The organism is Collinsella aerofaciens, from assembly GCF_020709435.1.
Lineage (GTDB): Bacteria > Actinomycetota > Coriobacteriia > Coriobacteriales > Coriobacteriaceae > Collinsella > Collinsella aerofaciens_AU.
Genome location: NZ_JAJFDP010000001.1, coordinates 214,814 through 237,310, shown reverse-complemented (window position 1 = coordinate 237,310; position 22,497 = coordinate 214,814). Strand labels below are relative to the sequence as shown.

The 22,497-nt window shown below is 60.0% G+C and carries 18 protein-coding genes; 7 read left to right on the top strand and 11 right to left on the bottom strand.

The window, feature by feature from the left end:
* The first annotated feature begins 76 nt into the window (after positions 1–76).
* Complete coding sequence (locus LK493_RS01030; RefSeq protein WP_227789822.1) at positions 77–472, top strand: GtrA family protein; 396 nt, start codon at positions 77–79, stop codon at positions 470–472.
* 219 nt (positions 473–691) lie between these two features.
* Positions 692–1,099 carry a GtrA family protein gene (locus LK493_RS01025; protein ID WP_035137329.1) on the top strand — a complete coding sequence of 136 codons (408 nt, stop codon included), beginning with the start codon at positions 692–694 and terminating at the stop codon, positions 1,097–1,099.
* A 159-nt stretch (positions 1,100–1,258) separates the two neighbouring features.
* On the opposite strand, the gene LK493_RS01020 is transcribed toward LK493_RS01025, so the two are convergent.
* From LK493_RS01020 to LK493_RS00985, 8 genes are all read right to left on the bottom strand, one after another.
* Positions 1,259–2,161 (bottom strand): DUF4430 domain-containing protein, encoded by a 903-nt coding sequence (locus tag LK493_RS01020; protein WP_227789821.1) that lies wholly within the window; start codon positions 2,159–2,161, stop codon positions 1,259–1,261.
* Positions 2,151–5,957, bottom strand: coding sequence for a DUF4430 domain-containing protein (locus tag LK493_RS01015; RefSeq protein ID WP_227789820.1), 3,807 nt, complete (start codon positions 5,955–5,957; stop codon positions 2,151–2,153). The genes LK493_RS01020 and LK493_RS01015 overlap by 11 nt, the downstream gene beginning before the upstream one ends.
* 431 nt (positions 5,958–6,388) lie before the next feature.
* Entirely contained in the window at positions 6,389–8,152 is a 1,764-nt protein-coding gene (locus LK493_RS01010) for an ABC1 kinase family protein (protein ID WP_195361059.1), read from the bottom strand.
* An 8-nt stretch (positions 8,153–8,160) separates the two neighbouring features.
* A complete protein-coding gene (locus tag LK493_RS01005; protein WP_227789819.1) occupies positions 8,161–8,577 on the bottom strand; it encodes a hypothetical protein in 417 nt (138 codons plus the stop codon).
* Positions 8,578–8,676: 99 nt separating this feature from the next.
* A complete protein-coding gene (locus LK493_RS01000) occupies positions 8,677–10,200 on the bottom strand; it encodes a C69 family dipeptidase (RefSeq protein WP_227789818.1) in 1,524 nt (507 codons plus the stop codon).
* 434 nt (positions 10,201–10,634) lie between these two features.
* Entirely contained in the window at positions 10,635–11,954 is a 1,320-nt protein-coding gene (locus LK493_RS00995) for an IS256 family transposase (RefSeq protein ID WP_227789817.1), read from the bottom strand.
* Positions 11,955–12,020: 66 nt separating this feature from the next.
* The gene (locus LK493_RS00990) at positions 12,021–12,923 is read right to left on the bottom strand and encodes a bifunctional 5,10-methylenetetrahydrofolate dehydrogenase/5,10-methenyltetrahydrofolate cyclohydrolase (RefSeq protein WP_227789816.1); all 903 of its coding nucleotides are present in this window, start codon (positions 12,921–12,923) and stop codon (positions 12,021–12,023) included.
* Positions 12,924–12,925: 2 nt separating this feature from the next.
* Positions 12,926–13,558, bottom strand: a complete 633-nt coding sequence (locus LK493_RS00985) for a cyclodeaminase/cyclohydrolase family protein (RefSeq protein WP_227789815.1) — start codon at positions 13,556–13,558, stop codon at positions 12,926–12,928.
* Positions 13,559–13,935: 377 nt separating this feature from the next.
* On the opposite strand from LK493_RS00985, the gene LK493_RS00980 reads away from it, so the two are divergent.
* From LK493_RS00980 to LK493_RS00965, 4 genes are all read left to right on the top strand, one after another.
* Entirely contained in the window at positions 13,936–14,229 is a 294-nt protein-coding gene (locus LK493_RS00980; RefSeq protein WP_227789814.1) for a hypothetical protein, read from the top strand.
* On the top strand, positions 14,226–14,531 hold the full coding sequence (locus tag LK493_RS00975) for a hypothetical protein (protein WP_227789813.1): 306 nt from the start codon (positions 14,226–14,228) through the stop codon (positions 14,529–14,531). The genes LK493_RS00980 and LK493_RS00975 overlap by 4 nt, the downstream gene beginning before the upstream one ends.
* Before the next feature lie 241 nt (positions 14,532–14,772).
* The gene (locus LK493_RS00970) at positions 14,773–15,366 is read left to right on the top strand and encodes a hypothetical protein (RefSeq protein WP_227789812.1); all 594 of its coding nucleotides are present in this window, start codon (positions 14,773–14,775) and stop codon (positions 15,364–15,366) included.
* A 305-nt stretch (positions 15,367–15,671) separates the two neighbouring features.
* Positions 15,672–18,158: a phosphatidylinositol-specific phospholipase C gene (locus LK493_RS00965; RefSeq protein ID WP_227789811.1), complete on the top strand. Its 2,487-nt coding sequence runs from the start codon at positions 15,672–15,674 to the stop codon at positions 18,156–18,158.
* Between the two features lie 94 nt (positions 18,159–18,252).
* On the opposite strand, the gene LK493_RS00960 is transcribed toward LK493_RS00965, so the two are convergent.
* Together LK493_RS00960 and LK493_RS00955 are read right to left on the bottom strand one after the other, a co-directional pair.
* Positions 18,253–18,522, bottom strand: a complete 270-nt coding sequence (locus LK493_RS00960) for a hypothetical protein (RefSeq protein ID WP_227789810.1) — start codon at positions 18,520–18,522, stop codon at positions 18,253–18,255.
* A gap of 228 nt (positions 18,523–18,750) precedes the next feature.
* Complete coding sequence (locus LK493_RS00955; RefSeq protein ID WP_227789809.1) at positions 18,751–20,088, bottom strand: hypothetical protein; 1,338 nt, start codon at positions 20,086–20,088, stop codon at positions 18,751–18,753.
* 218 nt (positions 20,089–20,306) lie between these two features.
* Between LK493_RS00955 and LK493_RS00950 the strand changes: the two genes are divergently transcribed.
* Positions 20,307–21,488 (top strand): cation diffusion facilitator family transporter, encoded by a 1,182-nt coding sequence (locus tag LK493_RS00950; protein ID WP_227789808.1) that lies wholly within the window; start codon positions 20,307–20,309, stop codon positions 21,486–21,488.
* Between the two features lie 12 nt (positions 21,489–21,500).
* Here the strand turns inward: LK493_RS00950 and LK493_RS00945 are convergent, their stop codons facing one another.
* A complete protein-coding gene (locus LK493_RS00945; protein ID WP_227789807.1) occupies positions 21,501–22,493 on the bottom strand; it encodes a hypothetical protein in 993 nt (330 codons plus the stop codon).
* Positions 22,494–22,497 lie beyond the last annotated feature (4 nt).

Sequence of the window (22,497 nt, the reverse complement as noted above, 5' to 3'; positions counted from 1 at the left end):
CCACCCGCGGGGATTGGCTAAACTTGCTGAGTTTGTCATCCCCGCGGCGCTTCGGCGCCACCCTAAGGCAGGTACCATGCAAAAGCTCCTTGCGCAGATCATGAAATTTGGCGTCGTCGGTGTCATTGCCACGGTTATCGACTTTGGCATTATGAATCTGCTCCACTACGGTCTGGGCCTCAACATCCTAATCGCCAACACCAGCGGCTTTATCATCTCACTCATCTTTAACTACCTCGCAAGCATGAAGTACGTGTTTGCGCACAAGGAAGGCATGAGCCGCCGCCGCGAGTTCATCATCTTTGTCGTGCTGTCCGTGATCGGCCTGGCACTCAACGACGGTATCGTGCTGACACTCAACGCCGGTCTGGGGCTCGAGGCCAATATCGCCAAGATCTGCGCCACCGCGCTTGTTATGGTCTACAACTTCGTGACCCGAAAGATCTTCCTGGAGGGCGAGGAGACCAAGTAGCTCGGCCTCCTCGTTGCACTACGGGGCCCACGGACGACGTGCGTCGAGCGCTGCGTTGTTCGTGGGCCTTGCTCGTTTACGGAAGGATTTACAACGTTTGCGGATTGTCTCTTGCAAATTTGGCGAGTTCGTATAGTTCTTGGCAAAGCCCTTACGTTTCCCTTGCAAAAGCTCTAAAGTATCCTCTGCTCGATTCGTCAACGCATTGGATGTGATTACGTGCGCAAGGCACTGGCACAACCTCATACTAAGCAATTCCTCAAGTTCGCTGTCGTAGGTCTTATCTCCTTTGGCATCGACTGGGGCATGCTCATTGCGCTCGTCGAGCTGTTCCATCTCGACTTTTTGATGAGCACCACGATCTCGTTTATCACGTCCGTCGTGGTCAACTACTGGCTCAGCATGAAGTACGTGTTCGACCATCGCGAGGGCATGAGCCGCAAGCGCGAGTTCACGATCTTCACCATCCTGTCGGTGATTGGTTTGGGCCTCAACGACCTGTACATGTTTGTGGGCGTCACGTTTTTGAGCATCGGCTACCAGGCCATGAAGGCCATCGCCACGTTCCTGGTCACCTGGTACAACTACTTTAGCCGTCGCTTTTTCCTCGAGGGCGCACGGTCGTAGTCGATTCACTATTTGCTTGAATGTATAACCGGTTGGAATTCCCGTTCCAACCGGTTTTTTGTTTGCCGAGAGACCCGGCGACCCAGTCCCATTCGCATGAAAAACGGACGGTCCGGATGTTGGTCCGAACCGCCCGTCTGGCGCGCTATGTCGAGGCCTCTAGCCCGTTACGTAATACCAAACGACGTTGTCGCCATTGGAGAGAACGTAGTTACTGCAGGCCGTCATGGGCGTTGTGCCGTTGACGGAGTACATCCAGCCGCTCGTGCCGCCGTACTGTTTCTCGGCCAAACCACCAATCGCAGAAACATACGTGCCGTACGATGAGCCGTGTGCGTTGACAGAAAGGCCCAGCGCGCACAGGGCATCGTAAACGGTGGCGCCTTCGTTAAAGGTAAAGGTGCCGCCAGAGGACACGGGATTGCCCACAGCGCTCGATGTGAGCGAAACCGTCACCGTAACGTAGTTGGACTCCTGTGAGCCGTTTTGGCTGCCCGAGGAGGCGTTTCCACCATTAGAGGATGAGGCTCCATCAGACGACTGGCCACCGCCCGAAGAAGCACCGCCAGACGCATTGGAAGTATCACCGGCTCCCGTATTTTGGGCAGCGGATTTATCGCCAGACTTCTTGCCGCCCCGGTCCTCGGACTTCTTGCTATCCGAGTTTTTGTCCGATTCCTTGTTTGAAGACTCGGAATCGTCCTTGGCGTCGTTCGAACCCTTGGGCTCGTCTTTTGCATCATTCGAAGATTTGGAATCCTTGGAACTGGCCTCGCCCGAAGTCGTAGTCGAGCCAAACCCCTTGGTGTCCTTGGCGACGACGCTCTCCCCCGTCACGGTCTGAATGATCCAGTCGATGGACCAGGCGCCGCTCTCGGAAGGATGGACGAAACCCAACGAAACGACGATCAGAATGGTGCACGCGGCAGTCAGAACGCCGAGGAGCGTCTTGCGACGAGGGGCGGACGCCGCCAAAGCGGCGCCCTGTTGCTTTGCATCGTCAAGCTGGATAAACGAGGAGTCAGGCTGTTGCCCGTTGGTCTCCTTGGGCTTATCGGGCATTACCGTCACCCTTGCCGCGCTTGGTCAGCACGAAGACAGCGATGAGCGCAAGGCCAATCACGCCGGCGGCGATGCCAACGATGGCGAGCGGGTTGGTGCCAGCCTCCTGCTCGGAGGCACTAGAGGACTTCTTAGCAGTGGTCGTGGAAGCAGCACCCGTATCGGACTTGGAATCGGACTTCTTGTCGGACTTGTTGTCCTTCTTGTCAGACTTCTTGTCAGACTTCTTCTCGTCCTTCTTGTCGGACTTATCGGAGTCCTTCTTGTCGGACTTGTTGTCCTTGGTCTCGGTCTTGGTCGACACCGTCGTCTTGGTCACCGGCTTCTGACCCGGGGCGACAGCGCCGCCAGCCTGCTGGCCCTTCGTGCCGGAGCCGGAACCCGTGCCAGCGCCAGCACCGGAACCGTTACCAGCGCCACCATTGCCGCCATTGGAGCCAGAACCGCCATTGCCGCCAGGGTTAACGGCATTCTTGGTCCACTTGGCATACAGCGTCAGATCGGCCGTCACCGGCGTACTGAAGTCATACGCCTGCGTGCAAGCCTCATCGGTATACCAACCGCCGAAAGCGTAGCCATCGCGCGTCGGATCGGCCGGCTTGACCAGCTTGCCATCGGCCGTAGCAACAAACTTAGTGTCGCAAGCAGACCCGCCGTTGGAATTAAAAGCAACCGTCCAAGACTCAACGGCCCCAAGCTTGAACAGCGTGCCCGAGTCATTGATGTAGTAGAGATTGCCAGAAGCATCGGCAATGACCGGAGAGTCGCAGTGCTGGTAATGGCCAGCCGCATCATAAATCTGCGTCGCCTCTGCATCGCCGAGCGTATAGCGATACACGCCGCCACCAGCAGAGTAGTTGACGTAATCCTTGCTATCCGCGCTGTTAACGGTGAAGTACACATAGGTCTTGCCGCCCTGAGCACTCACCAGCGGAGTAGCAGCAATACCGTTAAATCCGGCCGGCAGTTCTTTCCCGTCAGCAGCGGTGACCATCGTGGTCTTGCCGGTCTTCAGATTATAGAGAGCCAGAGCAGAGCCAGTAGCCGTCTGTCCGCCGACAATCAAGTTTTCGCCAGCCACCGCCGGTGCGCTCATGTTATTAGTAAGACCCAGATCGACCGTCTTCTGCTCGCTCAGTACGCCCTTCGCCGAAAGCGAAATCACATGGAGCTTTCCATCGTGCGTCATCTGATAGAAGGTCGAACCATTGGACGGATCGGCGACGCAGTCAGCGTTCGCAAGGGCGCCGAGCTTCATGGTCGAAACGACATCGCCCGTCGTCTTATCAATGCACTTAAGCGTACCCGCGCTCGTAGGAACGATGGCATACTTATCCGTCAAAGCCGCACCAGTCCAGTAATAGCCCTCGGCAGGGTCGATGTTCTGCCAAGAGACTTCGCCCGTGGCAATCTTGATACGCTTAAGGGAGCCGTTGCCGTAGGTCGCGTTGTAATTCTCGTCATACGAAATATCGACCGAGCCTACATAGACGTACTCGCCGTCCGAAACGACGGTGCAGGAGCTCTGCGTCAAATCCGTCAAACCAGGCGTCAGCCACTTGCAGATCAGCTTGTCTGCAGTAATCGCCTGGACCGCACCGCCGTTGAGCGGAACGATGATAAGGCCATTGGTATAGATCGGACGAGAGGTATAGCTCACCTTGGAGGCAAGCGGCGCAGAGGCAACCTTTTTGCCCGTGGACAAATCGATCTTAATGAGCTCGTTCTCGGTCGCGATGTACACAAAACCGTTAGCGATGACAGGCTCGCTGCAGTTGGCATACTGCTGGCCAGACTCGGCCTTCCAATCGAAGGCCCACTTAAGACCGGCGGCCTGCGCAGGCGTCTTGGCATCCGTTACGGTCGAACCGTTGCCACTGTTGCCGTAGCCAGCCCACTCGGCATCCCAATCAGGAGTCGTCGCACTCGGGTCCACGACAATCTTGTCGGGATCGGGCATGGCCGAATCGTCGGTGGTATAGGCAAGCGTAACCTTATCGCCGCTCTTGAGCGTAATCTGATTGGCGCAGAGTAAGGAGGGCTCTCCGTTGATATACAGGTGCCAATATTTATTGGTCGCAGCATCCCAGGCATACGGCTTGTGATCGAACGGCGAGTTGATGGAATTGAGGAACCAGTACTCACCACTCTGGGAGCCGTTGTACGTAACGCCCTTGGCCTTCAGGACCGTCTCAATAAGGTTCTGGGCAGTAGAGCCTTCGGGCAAAGAAACATTGCTTGCCGAGCCCCAGCGAGTATTGTTGCCGTTGACGTCGGGACCGATAACATCGACAGACCCAAGAACCTGGCCAGGAAGGGCATCGGCGTCAGCACCATACATAAAGGTGACGGCATCGCCCTCTTGGAGCTCATAGGCACCGGCGCCAACGTCGGCGAACTTGCCATTTACGTAGAAGCGCCAATAGCTATTAGTCACAGCATCCCAGCCATAGGACTTACCATCGAACGGCGAAGTTATGCCGTTGAGGAACCAGCCCCAAGACGATTCGCCGGCATCGAGAGTAAGGCCGACCTGCTCAAGGAGATCCTTGGCAGTGGAGCCTGCCTTGAGACTCGTCTGACCCGTCGAAGCCCAAACCTGCTGCTTGCCGTCCTTGTCCTTACCGAGAACCTGAACAGAAGCATGGACAGAATCGGACGGCAACTGGTCGCCCCAGCCACCGTAGAACCACGTGACGGTATCGCCGGCATGGATGGTGACATTGTCCGCCGTATAGTCACTCGACTTGCCGTTGATGAACAGCTGCCAATAGGTCGAATAATCTTGGGGCGTACCCAGCTCAACACCGTTGTACTTAAGGCTCAGAATGAAGGAGCCCGCAGCAACGGCGTCAATGTCGTTCGCCTCGAGTGCGACCTTCGTAAGATCAAGCGCGCTCGAACCGGACGTCACCACATACTGCGTATTATCGACCCAAGTCTGAGTCTTGCCCTGGGCATCGCGACCAATGACGGTCACATTTGCGGCAACCTGGTCTTTAACGACAGGGGACGAGCTACCAGCCGTATAGGCAAACTCAATCTTCTGCCCCTGGGTGAGCTTGACGCTGCTCGCGCCAACCGAGGAAGACGCGCCGTCGACGAACAGCTGCCAGAAGGCATAAGTCGTCGGATCGTAGGCAAGCGTGCGACCATCGCTCGGGGATGTGATGCTTTCGAGGTAGAAACCGTATGCCGTGTTCGGTTCGTACTTCGCCTTGAAGCCCGTCTTCTCCTGCAGCTTAATGAAGGCATCCGCAGCCGTCGCGCCCTCGTCGAGCTTGAGCTGCGTAGGTGCCACCCAGGTCTGAGCCTTGCCGTCGGCATCGGTGCCGATAATCGAGAACGAGACCTCGACCTGCTTCTTGGCGACATCGCCGGTTTCTGTCGGGTTCTCTGTCTGGATGGCAGCCGCGGCGGCAGATCCTGCTTGGCCAGCGGATGCCGTCGAAGACTGCTCGCTCGTGGCAGGACTCTCCCCCGTCGCCGAGCCTTCGTCGCCAGTTGCCGCCTCAGTTGTGGCGACACTAGTTGCAGACGCGCTCCCAGAATCCGAAACCTCGGCGCCGCTCTGCTCAGCGGCACCGCCCGCAAGCGCTGCGTCCTCGCCCGGCGTAGCAGCCTGAGCCACAGCCTCGGCAATGCCCTCAGCGCCCTCGGCCCACAGCTGAGCCGGCGTGGTGCCAAAGGCCATCGCGAAGGCCAGGAATGCCACCAGGCCGCGCTTGGCTACACCGCGCGCAATCGCGCCACGGCGATGCGAGACGCGCTGGCGCTCGTCCTCAAACATATCCATTTGTCTCCTACTGTCTGTACTTGGAGCGTTGCCTTGAGACTGCCCCACGTCATCGCGCATGTTGCGCTCGAGTTCCCCCATCGGGGACCCCCTTCCCTCCAGAGCCCTATGCACACCGGCGGCAAAAGCCGCAGCCGCATGCAAGACGGGAGGCGATCCGACTTAACCTTAACGGCTCGGGCACGCCGTCCGATCTGCGACGCGAACATCCCGAGCCAAGAGGAATTACGGTTACTGGTACAGCCGGGGACTTGCACCCCGATTCTCCCAAACGCGCAGGAAAACCGCGCATTCGTGCGTCTCCGCACCACCATCTAGGCCATCGATTATTACCGTCAAAATGGTATCACGCAAAAAGGCCTCGCACGCAGGCGAAGCCCAAGGTAAAAGCTATTGTTTGCGATAGGAAAATGCGGTGACGGCCGCAGCCTCTAGTGCTTGCCGCCGTGACTGTTGAGCCAGATATTGCGGCCCAGCATAAGCGCCAGCACCAGCGCGCTCACGTAGCCCATAAAGCCAATGACTGGGATACCAAACACAACCGGCTCGATACGCGCGTAGTACACCACCGACGAACCGATAAACAGACCGGCGATCACAATTGCCATCGACATGCGGTCGATAATTCCGCCCAGCTGTCGCAGCGCCTTATCGCTGCTCATGATCTGCGTGTTTACCTTAAGCTGGCCGCGCGTAAGCATACGCGAAGCCAAGCCCAGATACTCGGCCGCCTCGAGCGAGCCTTTTGCCGCGCGATAGCTGCTCGCGGCAAGATCGCGGCTCATCTCGCGCATGCGGGCGTAGGTGCTCTTCTCGTTTTTGATGTGCGTCTGGATGATCTGGATCATGTTGACGTTGGGCATGTACTCGGTCAACAGGCCCTCGAGCGTCACCATGCCGCGGGCGAACATCGTCACCACGCTCGGCAGCTCAACGTCATTTTTGCGCGCGAGGTTTAACAGCGAAGTCAAAAACTCGCCGATATCCAGGTCTTTAAGGTCGAGCCCGGCAAAGTCGGCAACAATAAAGTCCAAGTCGGACAAAAAGGCCGAATGGTCAAGCTCGGCCGAATCGCCGCGCGTCACGGCAAAGCGCATGAGCGAATCCTTGAGCTTGGGCACGTCACCCTCGGCCACGGCGAAAATCATGTCCTTAACGATACCGCGGTCATGGCTCGACATACGTCCGACCATACCCAAGTCGATAAAGTAGACAATACCGTCCTTGAGGATGATGTTTCCCGCATGCGGGTCGGCATGGAAAAAGCCGTCATCGAGCACCTGCGTCGAGTAGTCCTCGACAATTGCGGCACCGATCTTTTCCAAGTCATAGCCCTCGGCCACCAAGCGTTCAGGATCGGCGATCGAAATGCCGTCGACGTAGTCCATAACCACCACGTGCTCGGTGCACAGGTCCAGATAGGATTTAGGGCACGTCACGCCATGAACGCTCTTATGGAACTCGTAGAAGTCGTTGAGGTTTTTTGCCTCGGCCAAAAAGTTGGTCTCCTCGCGAAACGAGGTCCACAACTCCTCGACTACGCCGTGCAGGTCAACGAACTGATCGGTGTTGACGAACTTGGAAACGATACGCACCACCGAGCGGATGATATCGATGTCCTGCGCCATAACCTGCTGCGCACCGGGGCGCTGCACCTTGACGGCTACGTCCTCGCCCGTCACCAGACGAGCGCGGTGTACCTGCGCGAGCGATGCGCTACCGAGCGGGTTGGGGTCGATCGCATCGAACATCTCCCCCAGGCGCAGGCCGTATTCTTCCTCCAGACAGCGAAGCACCACCTCGTACGGCACCGGCTCCACGTCGGAGCGCAGACGACGCAGCTCGTCGCAAAAGCGTTGCGGCAAAATCTCGGACCGGTTGGCCAGAATCTGCCCCATCTTGACGAACATGGGGCCGAGTTCCTCGAGCAGGCGGCGCAAACGAACCGGCGTGAGGTTATCCCACACGCGGTACTTTTTGACCAGGCGAACAATCTGCCCGATGCGTTCGCGACGACCCGCCGGCGTGAGCTGGTATTCCTCGTCCGGTGCCATCGCGTCGGGCTCCTCGGGCACCATATCGACAGCGCGTGGCTTCTTGCGAGCGCCCGAGACGGCAGCGTCGACCTCATCGACAACCGCCGCCTCGTCACCCAGAGGATCTAGATTGTTGTAATCGGTGGTGGAATCTGCCATCTGCGCTGCTACTCGGCCTCTTCGGTATCCTTCGCATCGTCGGGCTCAACAGACTCGACGGGCACCGAGGTCACGTTGTCCTCGACCGAATCGACGATGTCGCGCACATGAGCCAGGAAGGCCGTGCGCTCGGGCGCGGTCATAACGCGGACGCGAGCCAGAATGAGCTCGTCGAGCACGCGTTGGGCCGCGGTCTCGCCCTGCATGCCCAGACGCTCGGTCAGGTCGGAGATGGTGCCGCCGGCCTGCTCGAACATGTCGGACACGCTACGGGCGATATCGGGGGTGCCGGCGTCCTTGCGAACCTGCTCGCCCTTGGTATTAAGGTCGTCGAGGACCTTCTTGCCGCCTTCGACAGCAACGGCGGCAGCGCCAAAGCCCACGTTAATGGCGCCGTTAACAAGCTGATCGAGTTTCATAACCATGGTTGTCTCCAATCACAAACAACTGCATTGGCGTTCTTGTACCCAAGATTGAGCGAAAGCGACAAAGCGTTTTAGCACTATTCGATCGACGGGAAATCCCTACCTCACGTTGTCGTTCATCGCGAAAGAGTTCTTCATGGCGCAGCTCGTGGTGTAGAGCACCTTGCCCAGCAGGGCATCGGTCTCTACGCACACAAGCTCGGCGAAGGCCTCGTTGGCGCGGGCAAGCTCGGCGGGCACCTCGGCCTCGGGCAGCGCGGCAACAGCGGCATCGACGTCATGGATCTGCTTGTGGCCCATGCCACCGACCTTCTCCTGATAGTCCTCCACAGCGCGGCCGCACTCATGGAAGCGGACGTCGGCCAGAGCGCCGATCAGGCGGTTGGCCCAGTAGAAGTTTTCGGACGTCACGCGAGCCTGCGTGTCGGCATAGTACTCGGGCATGGTCTCGACGTTGGCGTACAGCGGGACCAGCGCGTTAAACGAGTTGGAGCCAAAGGCCATCCACTGCACGGCGCGATAGGCCGGCTGCGCATAGGGACGCAGCTGCAACACGGCGAGCTGGCTATTGCGGTTGATGCCGATGGGGCGATAAGCGCCGCGCGTGGCGGGCGTGCCCTTGCTACCGTAGCAGTCGTACTCCGTGCCCTGGTAGTGGCTCGAGAGTACGTACTTGATGTCCTCGATGGTCACCTTACGCTCGGGCACGCGGCTCCAGGGGATATCGTCGCTCTCGGGCGTGTAGTCGGCGTCGGGGCCATCCCACACGTCGCTGGGGTTGAGGCAGCGCTGCATGTACCAGGCGCGCGGCGTGTTGTAGACGTGGTCGCTGTCGCTGTGCGAGCCAAAGGCCTCGCGCGGGTTAAAGACCGCAGCCGGGCCGTAGCCCTCGACGCCCAGCGTCAGGTCCAGATGCCACTCGGTCATCCAGGAGCGCAGGTCGGCGGAACACATGTGGTCGGCCTGGGCGCCCTCGGCGTCATCCAGGTCAAAACTGTCGATGCCCAGCTGGTTGGGCATGGTTACATAGGCGTCGTCGGGCACGCGCTTGGCGATCCAGTGGTGGCCGCCGATGGTCTCGAGCCACCAGATCTCGTCCACATCACTAAAGGCGATGCCGTTGTTCTCGTAGGTGCCGTAGCGCTCGAGCAGGTCGCCCAGGATACGAACGCCATCGCGGGCGGACTTGGCGTAGGGCAGGACCAGGGTCACCATATCCTCCTCGCCCAGGCCACCAAGCTGCGCCGGCACATAGCCGTCCTCACCCTCGTTGCCCTTGGCGGGCACGTAGTCCACAAGCGGGTCGGCACCGCGAACGCGCTCGTTGGTAGTGAGCGTCTCGGTTGCGGACATGCCCACATTGAGCTCGTTGAAACCGGCCTCGGCCCAGATGCCGTGGCCCGGGACAACATCGGGGACGCTCGTGTAGCGCATGGGGTTATTGGGCAGTTCAACGGTCAGGTGGCTCAGGACGCTCGTGTAGACGCGCGGCTGCTCGTCGGGATGCACCACGCGCATACGCTTGGGCTCAAACACCCCGTTGGACGAGTCCTCGTTACGCGCGACCAGGGTCGACCCGTCGTAGCTCGCGTTCTTACCAACCAAAATCGTTGTGCACGGCATGCGCATCCTCCTTGAGCGAAGAAATCAAACGGCAACAGTGTATCGCTTCGGCGCAGAAAGGGCGAAACCACGGCCTCGGCAGCCCCCGTGGTCAAAAAATGCCAAATATGAGTACTGTCACCAATTTAGTGGCAGCAAATTTCCTTGTAATGAGTGCCAGAAATCCCCAATTGTCCAAAAGCAAGACAACGTTATTCCCCATAGGTTTAATAAAATGGGTTTCCTAACGAGAATGAATATCGTTAGGAAACCCAAAAGACGTAAAACATATGTGACTATCATGGCAACAGTACTCATATTTGGCGCTTTTTGACCACGTGGTATATGGCTAACCCCTCAAACAGCCCAAAACGCCTATTTCGATGCGCGCTCCGGGTCGCGCGCGCAGACATGGTGTAAGAGTGTCCTGAGGTCCGTCGCTGCAAGTCCCGATGTTACTCCTTCTTGAGACCGCGCTTCTCGACTATCTCGTCCACTATCTCCCTGGCGCGCCGCCCGAGCGCGCGGCGCCTCCCCTCTGTCGGGGCCGGCCTGTCCGCGGGCTCGGCGAAGCCCTCGGCGGCCGAGGCCTCGGAGAACACGCGCTGCTGGGACCACTGCCCCTCGGTCTCCATGAGGCTCGCGCACGTCAGGCGCAGCATCGACTCCCTCGAGGGGAAGGACTGCACGACCCTGTAGCGGCGCTTGATCTCGCGGTTGGCGCGCTCCTGGACGTTGTTGGTGCGGAGCTTGGCCCAGTGCGCCCTGGGGAAGGCCGTGAACGCCAGCGCGGAGTCCTCGGCCTGCTCGAAGACCTCGCCGGCCCTGGCGGACACCGACGCCACCCAGGGTGCCGCCTCGGCCCACACGCAGCGCGCGAGGTCGGGGTCGTCCTGGTAGACCGCGGCGTGCACGAGGTCCCTGACGGCCGCCTTGGAGTCCTCGGGCCTGCCCGAGCAGGCGCTCTGGAGGTTGCGCTGCAGGTGCGTCACGCAGCGCTGCCAGGCGCAGCCCTGGAACAGGCGCGAGACGGCGGCCACGAGCCCGGCGTGGCTGTCGGAGACCACGAGGCGAACTCCGGCCAGCCCGCGCTCGCGCAGCCCGCCGAGGAATGCCGCCCAGGAGTCCTCGCTCTCGGTGTCGACCACGTCGCAGCCCAGGAAGTGCTTGCGCCCGTCGTCACCCAGCCCGATCGCGGTCACGACGCCCTGCGAGACGACCGACGAGCCGACCCTGCAGCTCATGTAGGTGGCGTCGAGCCACAGGTAGCAGCACGGCGTGCCCGACAGGTCGCGGCGGCGGAACTCCGCCACCTCGGCGTCGAGGTCGGAGCAGAGGCTCGAGACCTCCGAGCTCGACAGCGAGGATATGCCCAGCTTGGACGCCACGCGCTCGACCTTGCGGGTGGACACGCCGCACACGTACATCTCCTGCACGATGGCGGCCACCGAGGTGTCGACGCGCGACCATCGCGCGAGCATGCCCTCGGGGTAGTAGGTGCCGTGCCTGAGCTTGGGTATCTCGAGCTCCACGTCGCCCACGGCGGTCTTGAGCGACCTGGGGCGGTAGCCGTTGCGGCTGTTCTCCCTGCCGTCGCTGCGCTCGTTGCGGCCCGCGCCGCACATCTGCTGGGCCTCGGAGTCCATCAGCGCGTTCATCACGCCGCCCAGCACCCTGCACGCGAACTCGCGCGCGTCGCCGCACTCCTGCCAAAGCCTCGCCGCCTCGAGGGCCTCGTCGCGGCCGAGGCGCAGTACACTCTCTTCTTGGGGCATCGCCTTTCCTTCCATTCGTCACCTTCATTACTCCAACGACGAATTCTAGGCGGTGTCCCCTCCCTTTCAAGAAAGGGAAGAGGCGGGGTATGCCCCGCCTCTTACACCACATCTCTGCGCGCTACCGCGCTCCGCCGCCTCAATCACGTGTTTGGCGAGAATTGCGGTGGTCACAGCCCCCACGCCGCCCGGCACGGGTGTGATGGCGCCAACGATCGGTTCCGCAGCATCAAAATCCACGTCGCCGACCAGTTTTCCGGCAGCTTCGTCCCAATTAATGCCAACATCGATGATCGTCTGGCCCTCGCGAACCGCATCCGCGCCAATCGTGCGCGCGCGTCCAACCGCGGCAACAACAATGTCGGCAGAACAGCACTCGGCAGCTAGGTCACGCGTATGCGTATGGCACGTCGTCACCGTGGCATTGCGAGCCGTAAGCATGGCGGCTACGGGACGACCAATCACCAGCGACCGACCGACGACCGCGACCTTGGCCCCATCCAGCTCAACGCCGTAATGGTCCAGCAATGCCAACACGGCTTCAGCCGTGCAAGGAGCAAAGCCCTCGCCGCGCCCCGAAAGCGTGGTGAGCAGCGAGGCCGGCGTCATGGAGTCGACGTCCTTGGCGGAATCGAGTGCCGCGGCAACCGCATCCTCGTCAAGCCCAGCGGGCAACGGACGAAACATCAGACAGCCATGAACAGCGGGGTCGGCATTGATGTCTTTAATAGCCGCCAACAGCTCGTCCTGCGAAACATCGGCGGGAAGCAAAAGGCGGCGAGCCTCAATGCCAACCTTCTCGCAGCGCTTGAGGGCGCCGCGCTCGTAGGACAGGTCGTCCTCGCGCTCGCCCACACGCACGATGGCCAGCGTCGGAACAACGCCGCGCTCGCGCAAAGCCGTGCAGCGAGCGGCGAGCTCCTCGGTCAAAGCACGGGCGACGGGAGCGCCCTTCAACAGCTCGGCCATGGCTACCCCCTCTTCCTTGCGGCGTCGGCAGCACGGCGCGCCAGCGCATCGGCGCGCGGCAGCCACGTATCCAGCAGATCGTCGCACGCTGCCTCGAGTTCCTCGGCGCGCGCCCGGTCTTTCATAGATGTGGTGTTGGCGAAGAGCGTCAGGCTCGCACCCTGCATGGCGGCGCGGCAGAACACGGCACCGCACGCCACGTCGGACAGCAGTTGGCGCGAGCCTTTGTCTGCCATGTCCTCGAGCAGTGCCAGCGCACGACCGCAGGCACCCATAATGCGGTACGGCGGCATGGCTGCCACATGCAACGCATCTTGAATCGCAGCCGGTCGAGCCGGATCCTCGCGCGAAATACCGTACGCCGCCGACACCTGCCCGTAGGCTCGAACATCCTCGGCAACCAAGTCGACAAGCTCCTGAGCCAGCTCGTCTGCCTGGGCAAACGCGTGCGTCAAATCGTCCGCGCGATCGGCAAGCGCGGGGTTCGTCGCCCCGTAGCGAGCAACCATCCCGCAAAGCGAGGCGCCCAGCGCGCCCACAAAGGCGCTCGCGCTACCGCCGCCGGGAACCGGCTCGCGCGCGGCCAGCGCCTCGGCAAATCCACGGCAGGTCTTGTCCATCATCTCTTGGCTCATACGTATGCACCTTCAAGTCATATAGATCGGTCGGGCGGCAACCGCCGACCAACCGCATCAAACACGTAATGATGCTAAGTCTAGCCCATAAGCACATGAGCGTCAGCACACCTGGCCATCGCGGATTTCTATGACGAACGATAGGCGTCGGCGCCGCAAACATGGGACACATGGCCCACCTTTCGAGACTTCCGGGCAGCGGCAACTGGGGCATACATTATAGGTAAGGAGCCCTATGTTGGGGCAAGCTCATCACGGCACCGGACGACGAATGGAAGAATAACCGCACAGTAAACAAAGACATCATGGACATGCGTAACCGCCGCCCCAGCGATCCGCGGCACACGATGTCCCTGGCAGACAAGGAGGACGCCACCATGAAGAAAAAGACCCTATCGATCCTTTCCCTTTGCATCGCCCTCTTTGCCGCGTTTGCCCTTGTCGGCTGCGGCGGGAGCGCATCGGGCGGCGGCAGCGCCCCCAAGAGCGAGAGCAAGGAAAAGGTCCCCGTCGCCAAGAAGACCGACTTTATCTGGTTTAAGGTCGAGATGCCCGAGAGCGTTGGCGTGAGCGACTCCGCCGGCAAGAACGCCGACAGGGTCCAGCTCACCTTCCCCGAGAACGAGAACACCACGGTTGACCGCTTCATACCTGTCGGGAAGAGAAGATGACGGCAGAAGAGGCTCTTGCCGATGAAGGTCGAAAGAGCAGCATGTTCCAGTGGGAAGTTGGCGACCCCGTCGAGTACAACGGCAGGACATGGCTCACCGGAACGTGCAAGGACAACCGCGGCACCCATACCTATCTCTTTACCGACGTTGAGCCGGGAAGCGTCTGCGTTCTCATCGCGAACTTCGACCTGCACAAGAAAGAAGCCGAGGCGCTTCTCAACTCCATCGAGTTCCCCGACGACATGAAGAAAGCAGTTGACGAGGCACGTGAAGTCGAGATTTCGAGCATCGAGATCAAGTAACGGGGCACCCGTACGCGCCTACGCGAACCCGCGTAGGCGCGCCCCATTAAAACAACGGGCGCCCAACCCGGGGAGAGCCGACAGCACCGGCCCTCCCCTCTTTTGGACCCGTGCATATTGCCACTTAACGGCGCAAATCCGGCCCTCAGAATGGGACACATGGCCCACCCGAAGGAGCCGTCCACGCGTACAGTAAAGGGAGGTAACCCATGGACGATTACAGATCGAGGAGGACACGACCATGGAAAAGAAGGCCTTTGCGATTCTCACCCTCTGCATCAGTCTCTTTGCCGCGGTTGCCTTGGTGGGTTGCGGTGGCAGCGGCGGCGCTACCGGCAGCGGCGGTGGCGGTGGAGCGGAAAAGCCAGCCGTGGATATGAGGACTGACTTCATTTGGTTTAAAGTCGAGGTGCCCGAGGGCGTCGAAATCACGGACGTTGCAGGCGATACCGCCGACAGGGCCCAGTTTAAGTTCACCGAGAGCGAGCATGCCAGCGACCGCTTCATCCCCGTCTTCGACTCTGACAAGAACGCCGACGAGCTGTTCGACTACGAGGCAAAGTGGAAGACCAACTCCGGATGGACCGAGAGTGATCCCGTTAAGTACAACGGCAAGACCTGGCGCAGCGCCTACTTTACGCACTCGGGCGGCGTGACGACCGAGTACTTCACCGACGTTGACGGTGGCAGCGTGTATGTGCGTATCGACAACGTCGAGGAACACAAGGACGCCGTCGAGACCATGATGAAGTCCCTGGAGTTTGCCGACGACATCGCCGAGGCCAAGACCGAGGCCATGGACGTCAAGCTCGACGATATCGAGATCAAGCGCTAAGCGACTGGCGAGTGCAGCGGGAAACACGGGCGCAGTGCAAACAAGCGACGGTACCCCAGCGCTTCGTACCCAGGGAGGGCCGGTAAACCGACCCTCCCTTTCTTATGCCGGTAGCCAACGAACGCGAGGATGCCGGACGCCGGAACCGCTCCAAATGTAGCAACAGTACGAAAACGACAAGCACCCCAACACGTCCGCCCGCCGATTTATTGCGCCGCGCAGACAATTAAACCAGCATCTTTAAACATCTGAGCAGTATAGTGACCAAAACTATCGCATAACCGCACCCTGCGAACGGAGGAGTTATGACCGAACACCACGCCATCAGCCGTCGAGCATTCACGTTGGGCCTAGGACTCGCAGCATTGTCGCCATTTGTAAGCCTGCCCGAAACCGCGGGATTGGGCCTTCCCATGCGCGCGGCATTTGCAGAAGACACGCCCACACCGGCGGCCAACCTCGACAAGTTCGTCATTCGCCTTCGCCCCGCGGGCTATTTTCGCACCGCGAGCGTCAACGAAGACGGCAACGTCATCGGCAACGTCTGCCACCTATTTAATGACGGCACGTCCAGCAAGCTCATCCTTGAGAACGTAACGACCAAGAATGACGATACAAACTGGTATGCTATCCGCACCTTGCTCAATTTCGAAGAGCATAAAAAGACGGGCTACAGCATTTGGTCGGTCGACGACGACTCGGACAAAGATGGAAAGGTCATCCACGTATGGGGCGGCGAGTATGACAACAAGCCCAGCCGCGCTTTTGCGTTCGAGCGTCAATCAAACGGAACCTACATCATCCGAGACCGCACGGTCGAGAAAGAAACCGAGAAAAAAGACATTAAGTACCTGGCAATAGAATCGAACGGCAAAGACCAGGACAACAATAAGATCTGCCATAAGAGTAAGAGCATTCCGTGGGAGCTCGAACTTATCGGTTACGACATGAAAAAGAACGATGCCACGGTTAGCAGCCTCGACTGGATCACGTACAGCAGCTACGTCGACGGACCATGTTGGATGAAATACGTCGAGGACAACAAGTTCCTCGACGAGCTGAGCATCCCGGGTACGCACGATTCGGGCACCTGCAGCGTGGACAACGACACTGAGCCCCAATCCTCGCAAGTAAAATGCCAGCAGGATTACATTCCCACGCAGTTGCTCGAAGGCATTCGCTATTTTGATATCCGGCTCGGAAAGGGCGATGACCCCGGCATCGACCACGGGATTTTCTACCTACTCAAAAAAGACGGGAACTATCTGCATCTCTCCGATGTCATCGGGTACTTCAAAACGTTTTTGAACGAAAACCCGTCAGAAGCGCTCATCATGCTCGCATCGCGCGGCAACGATGAGGCTACCGACGAAAGCATAACGACGGCCTTCGCCAAGGTTATGGCCGATAACCCCAACCTGTTCTACACGTCGAGCCACGTCCCCACGCTGGGCGAGGTGCGCGGAAAGATCGTCCTGCTGCGTCGATTTGGGCTCGCCGGCAACAGCGTAAGCGGCCACACGTGGGGCCTCGACCTCACCCAATGGGATGGCAAGATCAAGGCGCATTCCGGGCAGTCGATGTGTCTCGTCCAAGACGCGCGGGGATTTGAAGCCATAGGGGAAACGGGCAATGAAGAGCCCTATTGCACCAAGGTATATGCCCAGGACAAGTACAAACTCACGGGAACCGACAAGCTCAGCTGGGTCGATAATGCGCTGAAGGAAACGACCGGGCGCACGTGCAACAAGGTAGACGTCGTGGACGATGCCGGGGCCGAGGTGCAAGTCCAGGAGCGTTGCTGGTCTATCAACTACACCAGCTGCACGGGCTTGTCGCACGGAGGCAATCCTTTTACCTCGGCACGAGTAGTCAACGAGCATCTGTACAAGAGCCCGTACATCAATCCCAGCGGCACCGAGGATACAAAGTCAGATTACCTCAAGCACATTGGCATCATCGCATCCGACTTTGTTGATGCGGCGCTGGCCCGGAGCATCTACCAGCGCAATTACAATTACGATACGAAGCACACGCAGTCGGCTTCGTGCTGCCTCCCGACCCGCATGCGCATGACGTACGGCGACTCGCTGAGCGATGCCTCGCTCCAGGATGGCAAGACCGTTGGCGAGGGCCATTTCCGCCTTGTCGACAGCAGCAACGTACTCAACGTGGCGGCTTCGGGCCATGCGTTTGCCATTGAATACGTGGATGTCGACGCCCTGGGCAACGAGACCGTTACGGGGCTGCAGGGCTCTGTGCCCATCGATATCGATCCACGCGCGCTGACGCCCCATTTTGAGGGACTCGAAGGCCTTAAGGCCGGCGAAGACGTGCGCGCCAAGATTGCGGCATCACTCGAGGGCAAGCTCGAAACCGATGCCTGCACGGCCCAGCTCGAGTTTGTGCACGACGCGAACGGCGCTCCGGGCACAGCAATGGCCGAGGGCGAAACATTTGCCGCAGGAACGTACTGGGTGCGCGTGAACGGTCTCTTGGGCAACGCGGCGCAGAACTACACGCTCGCCAGCGACGGAGCCGCAAGCTTTACCGTAGCGGCCTCGGACAGTGCTGCCGGCGCCGGCACCGGCAGCGGCACGGGTTCCAACGCAGGCAGCGCTGATAAGAACGGTAAGGGCAACAAGGGCAAGAGCTCGGGCGGAAAGCTCGCCGACACGGGCGACAGCTCTGGCGTTGCCGCCGGGCTCGCTGCCGCCGCCGTGGCGACAACGGTCGCCGGCGCGGCGATGCTTGCCAGTGACGGTGAAAACAACGAGGACGTTGTCGAATAGGCAAGCCGGCCTTTTAGACACATCGACTCAATCGGGGGCGCAGAACACCGTTCTGTGCCCCCGATTTTTACCTTGGCCCGAACGCCGCTATCGGCTACATCACCATGTTCAGCGCGTTAACAAACTCCTGGGCCTTCGCACAGCTGTTCAGGCTAAAGACGCAAGCGGTCAACAGACGATTGCGCAGAAAAACATCGCGGCCTTTGATTCTATTGACGCCCGTAATGTCCTTAAGATAAACAATCTCGGTGTGCTTGCCGCCAAAAGTGCCCTTCTTGAGTACCTCAATGCGGTTAGGGTAGATCTTGACGTCTTTATACCTACCCGAACCTTTGTCCTGGAATAGCAGCGTGTTGTTGTCCATACACGTCACTCCCGTGGGGTTCGTTAAAACTGTCTCTATGGCCACATTTTAGTCACTTCGGGAATCCTGCACGAAGGCGCTAGACGACATTGAAATTCGAGTCCGTGCGAAGACCTTTAATGAAGTGCCCAGTACTTCCCCGCAACACAAAAACGGGGCAGTCCGCACTTCTGCGGACTGCCCCGTTCCTCTAACTATCGCATCGCAGCGCCAACCGGCTGCGCTTCCCTACTTCCCAAATAGCGCACCCAGCAGGCCGCGACGTTTGGGCTTCTCCTCTCGGTAGGAACCCTCGACGGCGGCTGCAACCTGGCGCGGTTGCTCGCCGCCTCCACGGCGCACGATCTGGTACAGGAACGGCGATTTAACGTATTTGACCTCGACGGGCGTGGCGTGCACGGTGCTCTCACCGGACAGATGCAGACTCGGGCTGAGCGGCGCCACAATATGCGTCTCGCGCTTGTCGCTAAACACCACCGCGGCCGCGCGGCCCGTCTGGCCGTTTACGGCGATGCGCACCTGCTCGCCGTCGCGGCTATCCGTTGCCGGACGGTCGACAAAGTACACCGGCACCATAACTAGGCCGTCCTTGTGCTTGCGGGCCTTGCGCGCCCAGGTGCGGATGCTCTTTTTATTGAGCCCCAGTACAGCCTCGGCGTCGTTGCCCGCAACGTCGAGCGCCAGCTTATCAATGACCACCTGGTCCTTGGTAGACGCATCGACGGAGACGACGCGAAAGTCGCCTTCCTGCATGGCGGGATCGAACGGACCGACCTTGGCAAAGTCCCACGGCTCCAAAATGCCCAGGAGGCGAACGTCCAGGTAGTTTGCCCTGGGATACGCCCAGTCGAGCACCTCGTAGTACACCAGGGTCTCCTTGCTCAGGCCCTTGACCGGGAAGGACGCCATCATGCGCAGGTCCGCCAGCGCCATGGGGAAATAGAAGAGCATCATGTCGTTTTGGATCGCATCTTCCACGTCGTGCCCGGCAAAGGCGTCGGGGTACTGGCGCACCAGCTGCAGTGCGTTGGCACGTGCCTGCTGCGGCGAGATTTCGCAGGGAATGCCCTGCTCCGGCACATACTCTGCACCCACGCCCATGGTCAGACGCTTGCTGAAGGTACCGGGCTTGAGCAGGTCGGCAATGCCGATCTTGTTGCCGCAGGACGGGCACTCAAACACACGCTGCGTTGACTCGCCCTCAAAGGACGCTCCGCAGAAGGGGCAAGGAATGCTCACATGCGTAGCCTCTTGGAACTCTTGCGCCGTGCCGCGATCCTCCCACAGCAGATGTTCCAGGACCGACTGATTGCGCCAGTGCGAATTGAAGAAATACCAGTCCGGGTCCTCCGGGCGCTCGAGTTGCGACACATGCGTGAGCTTGAGCAGTCCATCCACCACCGTCAACGGCGTATGGCGAATGCCCAAAGCGCTCTTGGGCTCTCCGGCGTCCGCCTGCCACGGAATGACCGCACCGCAATAAGCGCACTCAAAGCTGCGCTTAGCTTGGTGTGTGTACATAGGGCCGCCGCAGTTTTGACATTTAATGGCAAACATCTCGTCCATGGAAACGTCCTCCTTTGCACAGGGGCTGTCGGCATTAAGTATGTCGATCAAACAGGCACATGCCCATACCCATGTGGCCCAAAATGGACCACCCAGGCAGACGAGAAGGCTCGCTCGTTAGCACCGGCAGACTATTGCTGCATTTTCTGAGCATCGGTGCACGGCGCCCCCGCGCGAGCTACACTATCCCCTTAAACATGATTGTGAGGACGACCGCTATGCTATTTGTAAATCGGCTGGTACATACGCTTGTTCCCGGCAGCGAGGACGAGCCGGTCGATGCATCTTGCCGCACCAACGCGGGTTTTACCGCAAGCCTCATCTGCATTGGACTCAACATCACCCTGTGCCTGGCCAAGGGCATCGCGGGCCTGCTCGCCGGCTCCGTCTCCCTCATCGCCGACGCTTTCAACAACCTCTCCGATGCCTCGAGCAACATCGTGAGCCTGCTCGGGTTCCGCCTTGCCAGCCGCCCGGCAGACGAAGGCCACCCCTATGGTCACGGCCGCTATGAGTACCTAGCCGGCCTGTTCGTCGCCGTCCTGGTTTGCGCCGTCGGCATCAACCTGATCCTCGAGTCGGTCACCAAGATCATCAAGCCTTCCCCCACCGCTTACACGTTCATTTCCCTTGCGGCACTGGCTACGTCCATGCTCGTAAAGCTCTGGATGGCCGCGTTCAACCGCACGCTGGGTAACCGCATCGATTCCGAAACGCTCATCGCCACGGCGCAGGACTCCAAAAACGACGTCATCACCTCGGGCTCGGTCTTGGTGGCGGCGCTTATTTCGCAGACGACCGGCTTTGACCTCGATGGCTGGGCAGGCCTGGGTGTGGGCATCTTCATCTGCATCAGCGGCATGGGCCTAGTGCGCGACGCCATCAGCCCATTGCTGGGGCAAGCGCCCGACCCCAAGCTCGTCCAGGCAATCCGCGATAAGATCATGTCCTATCCGCAGGTCTTGGGCACACACGACCTGATGGTGCACGACTACGGCCCCGGTCGTCAGTTTGCCAGCGCCCACGTGGAGATGCCCGGCGAGGGCGACGCATTTGAGCACCACGAGATTTTGGACACCATCGAGCACGACATCAAGCGCCAAATGGGCATCGATATCACGCTGCACTGCGACCCCATCGCCACCACCAGCGACGACCTGCGCAGCTGGGTCAAGCGCGGCGTCATGCAGATCGATCCCGCGCTCTCCATCCACGACCTGCACGAGCACGACGGGTTCGTTTCGTTTGACCTGGTGCGTCCCGACGGCTTTGACATATCCGACGAGGAGCTGCTGGAGCTCGTCACGCGCATCGTGCACGGGCGCCGACCCGATGCCTCATGCGTCGTCACGTTTGATTCGGGCTTTAGCTCGCCCGAGCGTCCGGCCGAGCAGTTGTAGCCTGCTTAACAGCTAGTTTCCCTGCGCGCCCGAGATGCCGTTTTGCAGGGCGTTCCAGGCATCCGTCGCCAAGCCGCCCAAGTTCTGCGCGGTATCGCCCAGGTTTTGTGCCGTGTCGCCCAGCTCTTGCGCCTTGTCTCCCAACTCCTGCGCCTTGTTGCTCAAGTCCTCCAGCGTATTGGAACTCGAGCTGTCCGCGCCGCCCTGGTCGCCGGACGCGTTGCCCGACGAGCCGTCCTTGTGCGTGAGCTGAATTTCGAGGTTGCCGCTGTCGTTATAGTAGGCAGAAGTAACGACCCAGTTGGCATCGACGACGGGCGTTGAGCCATCATCAGTCAGGACCACGGCATTCGAAAGATCGGCGCCGCGCGACTTGAGAAGCTTCTTGGCGTTGGACCAATACTGCCCCGGGATATCGCTCAGATCGACGGTGCTAGACGAGGCGGACTCGGTTTGCTCGGCAGCGGTATCGGCCGTTGAGCTCCCCCGCTTGTTGAGCATGCCCGACACGATGGCAAACACAACCGACAGCGCAAAGAAAATCGCCAGCACGATGAGGATCTTCTTGATCACGCTCGACGAACGCGACGGCCTCTTCTCCTCGTCTTCGCTATATTGCGGAATCGACTTGGGGTACTCGCGATACGGCTCGCGCGACTCGTAGCGAGGCTGCGCCGTGCGAGGCATATACGTCGTCTGCTGAGGCTGCGGAATGGGATTCTGCGGCAGGTTGTCATAGGGATTCGGCGTCGAGGCAGCATAAGAATCCTGCGGCGTGTAATCAAACGGATCCGGAGCTGCGTTGCCATAGGGGCCTTGCGAAGATGCAGCGTAAGAATCCTGCGCCGTGTCGCCATAGCCCATAACCCGGGTGGGCTCGGCAGAAGGCTGCGTCGCGGCGGGGTCGGCATAACCGGGGTTGGGAACAACGCGGGTCGCATCGGCGCTATCGCCAGCCTGCGCGGAACCGTAGCCGCCCATCACGGTTGTCTTGTCCTGATCCATGCAA

Coding starts and splice junctions, on each gene's coding strand:
- LK493_RS01030 (WP_227789822.1), top strand. CDS start 77: ATGCAAAAGCTCCTTGCGCAGATCATGAAATTTGGCGTCGTCGGTGTC.
- LK493_RS01020 (WP_227789821.1), bottom strand. CDS start 2,161: ATGCCCGATAAGCCCAAGGAGACCAACGGGCAACAGCCTGACTCCTCG.
- LK493_RS01015 (WP_227789820.1), bottom strand. CDS start 5,957: ATGGATATGTTTGAGGACGAGCGCCAGCGCGTCTCGCATCGCCGTGGC.
- LK493_RS01010 (WP_195361059.1), bottom strand. CDS start 8,152: ATGGCAGATTCCACCACCGATTACAACAATCTAGATCCTCTGGGTGAC.
- LK493_RS01005 (WP_227789819.1), bottom strand. CDS start 8,577: ATGGTTATGAAACTCGATCAGCTTGTTAACGGCGCCATTAACGTGGGC.
- LK493_RS01000 (WP_227789818.1), bottom strand. CDS start 10,200: ATGCCGTGCACAACGATTTTGGTTGGTAAGAACGCGAGCTACGACGGG.
- LK493_RS00995 (WP_227789817.1), bottom strand. CDS start 11,954: ATGCCCCAAGAAGAGAGTGTACTGCGCCTCGGCCGCGACGAGGCCCTC.
- LK493_RS00990 (WP_227789816.1), bottom strand. CDS start 12,923: ATGGCCGAGCTGTTGAAGGGCGCTCCCGTCGCCCGTGCTTTGACCGAG.
- LK493_RS00985 (WP_227789815.1), bottom strand. CDS start 13,558: ATGAGCCAAGAGATGATGGACAAGACCTGCCGTGGATTTGCCGAGGCG.
- LK493_RS00980 (WP_227789814.1), top strand. CDS start 13,936: ATGAAGAAAAAGACCCTATCGATCCTTTCCCTTTGCATCGCCCTCTTT.
- LK493_RS00975 (WP_227789813.1), top strand. CDS start 14,226: ATGACGGCAGAAGAGGCTCTTGCCGATGAAGGTCGAAAGAGCAGCATG.
- LK493_RS00970 (WP_227789812.1), top strand. CDS start 14,773: ATGGAAAAGAAGGCCTTTGCGATTCTCACCCTCTGCATCAGTCTCTTT.
- LK493_RS00965 (WP_227789811.1), top strand. CDS start 15,672: ATGACCGAACACCACGCCATCAGCCGTCGAGCATTCACGTTGGGCCTA.
- LK493_RS00960 (WP_227789810.1), bottom strand. CDS start 18,522: ATGGACAACAACACGCTGCTATTCCAGGACAAAGGTTCGGGTAGGTAT.
- LK493_RS00955 (WP_227789809.1), bottom strand. CDS start 20,088: ATGGACGAGATGTTTGCCATTAAATGTCAAAACTGCGGCGGCCCTATG.
- LK493_RS00950 (WP_227789808.1), top strand. CDS start 20,307: ATGCTATTTGTAAATCGGCTGGTACATACGCTTGTTCCCGGCAGCGAG.
- LK493_RS00945 (WP_227789807.1), bottom strand. CDS start 22,493: ATGGATCAGGACAAGACAACCGTGATGGGCGGCTACGGTTCCGCGCAG.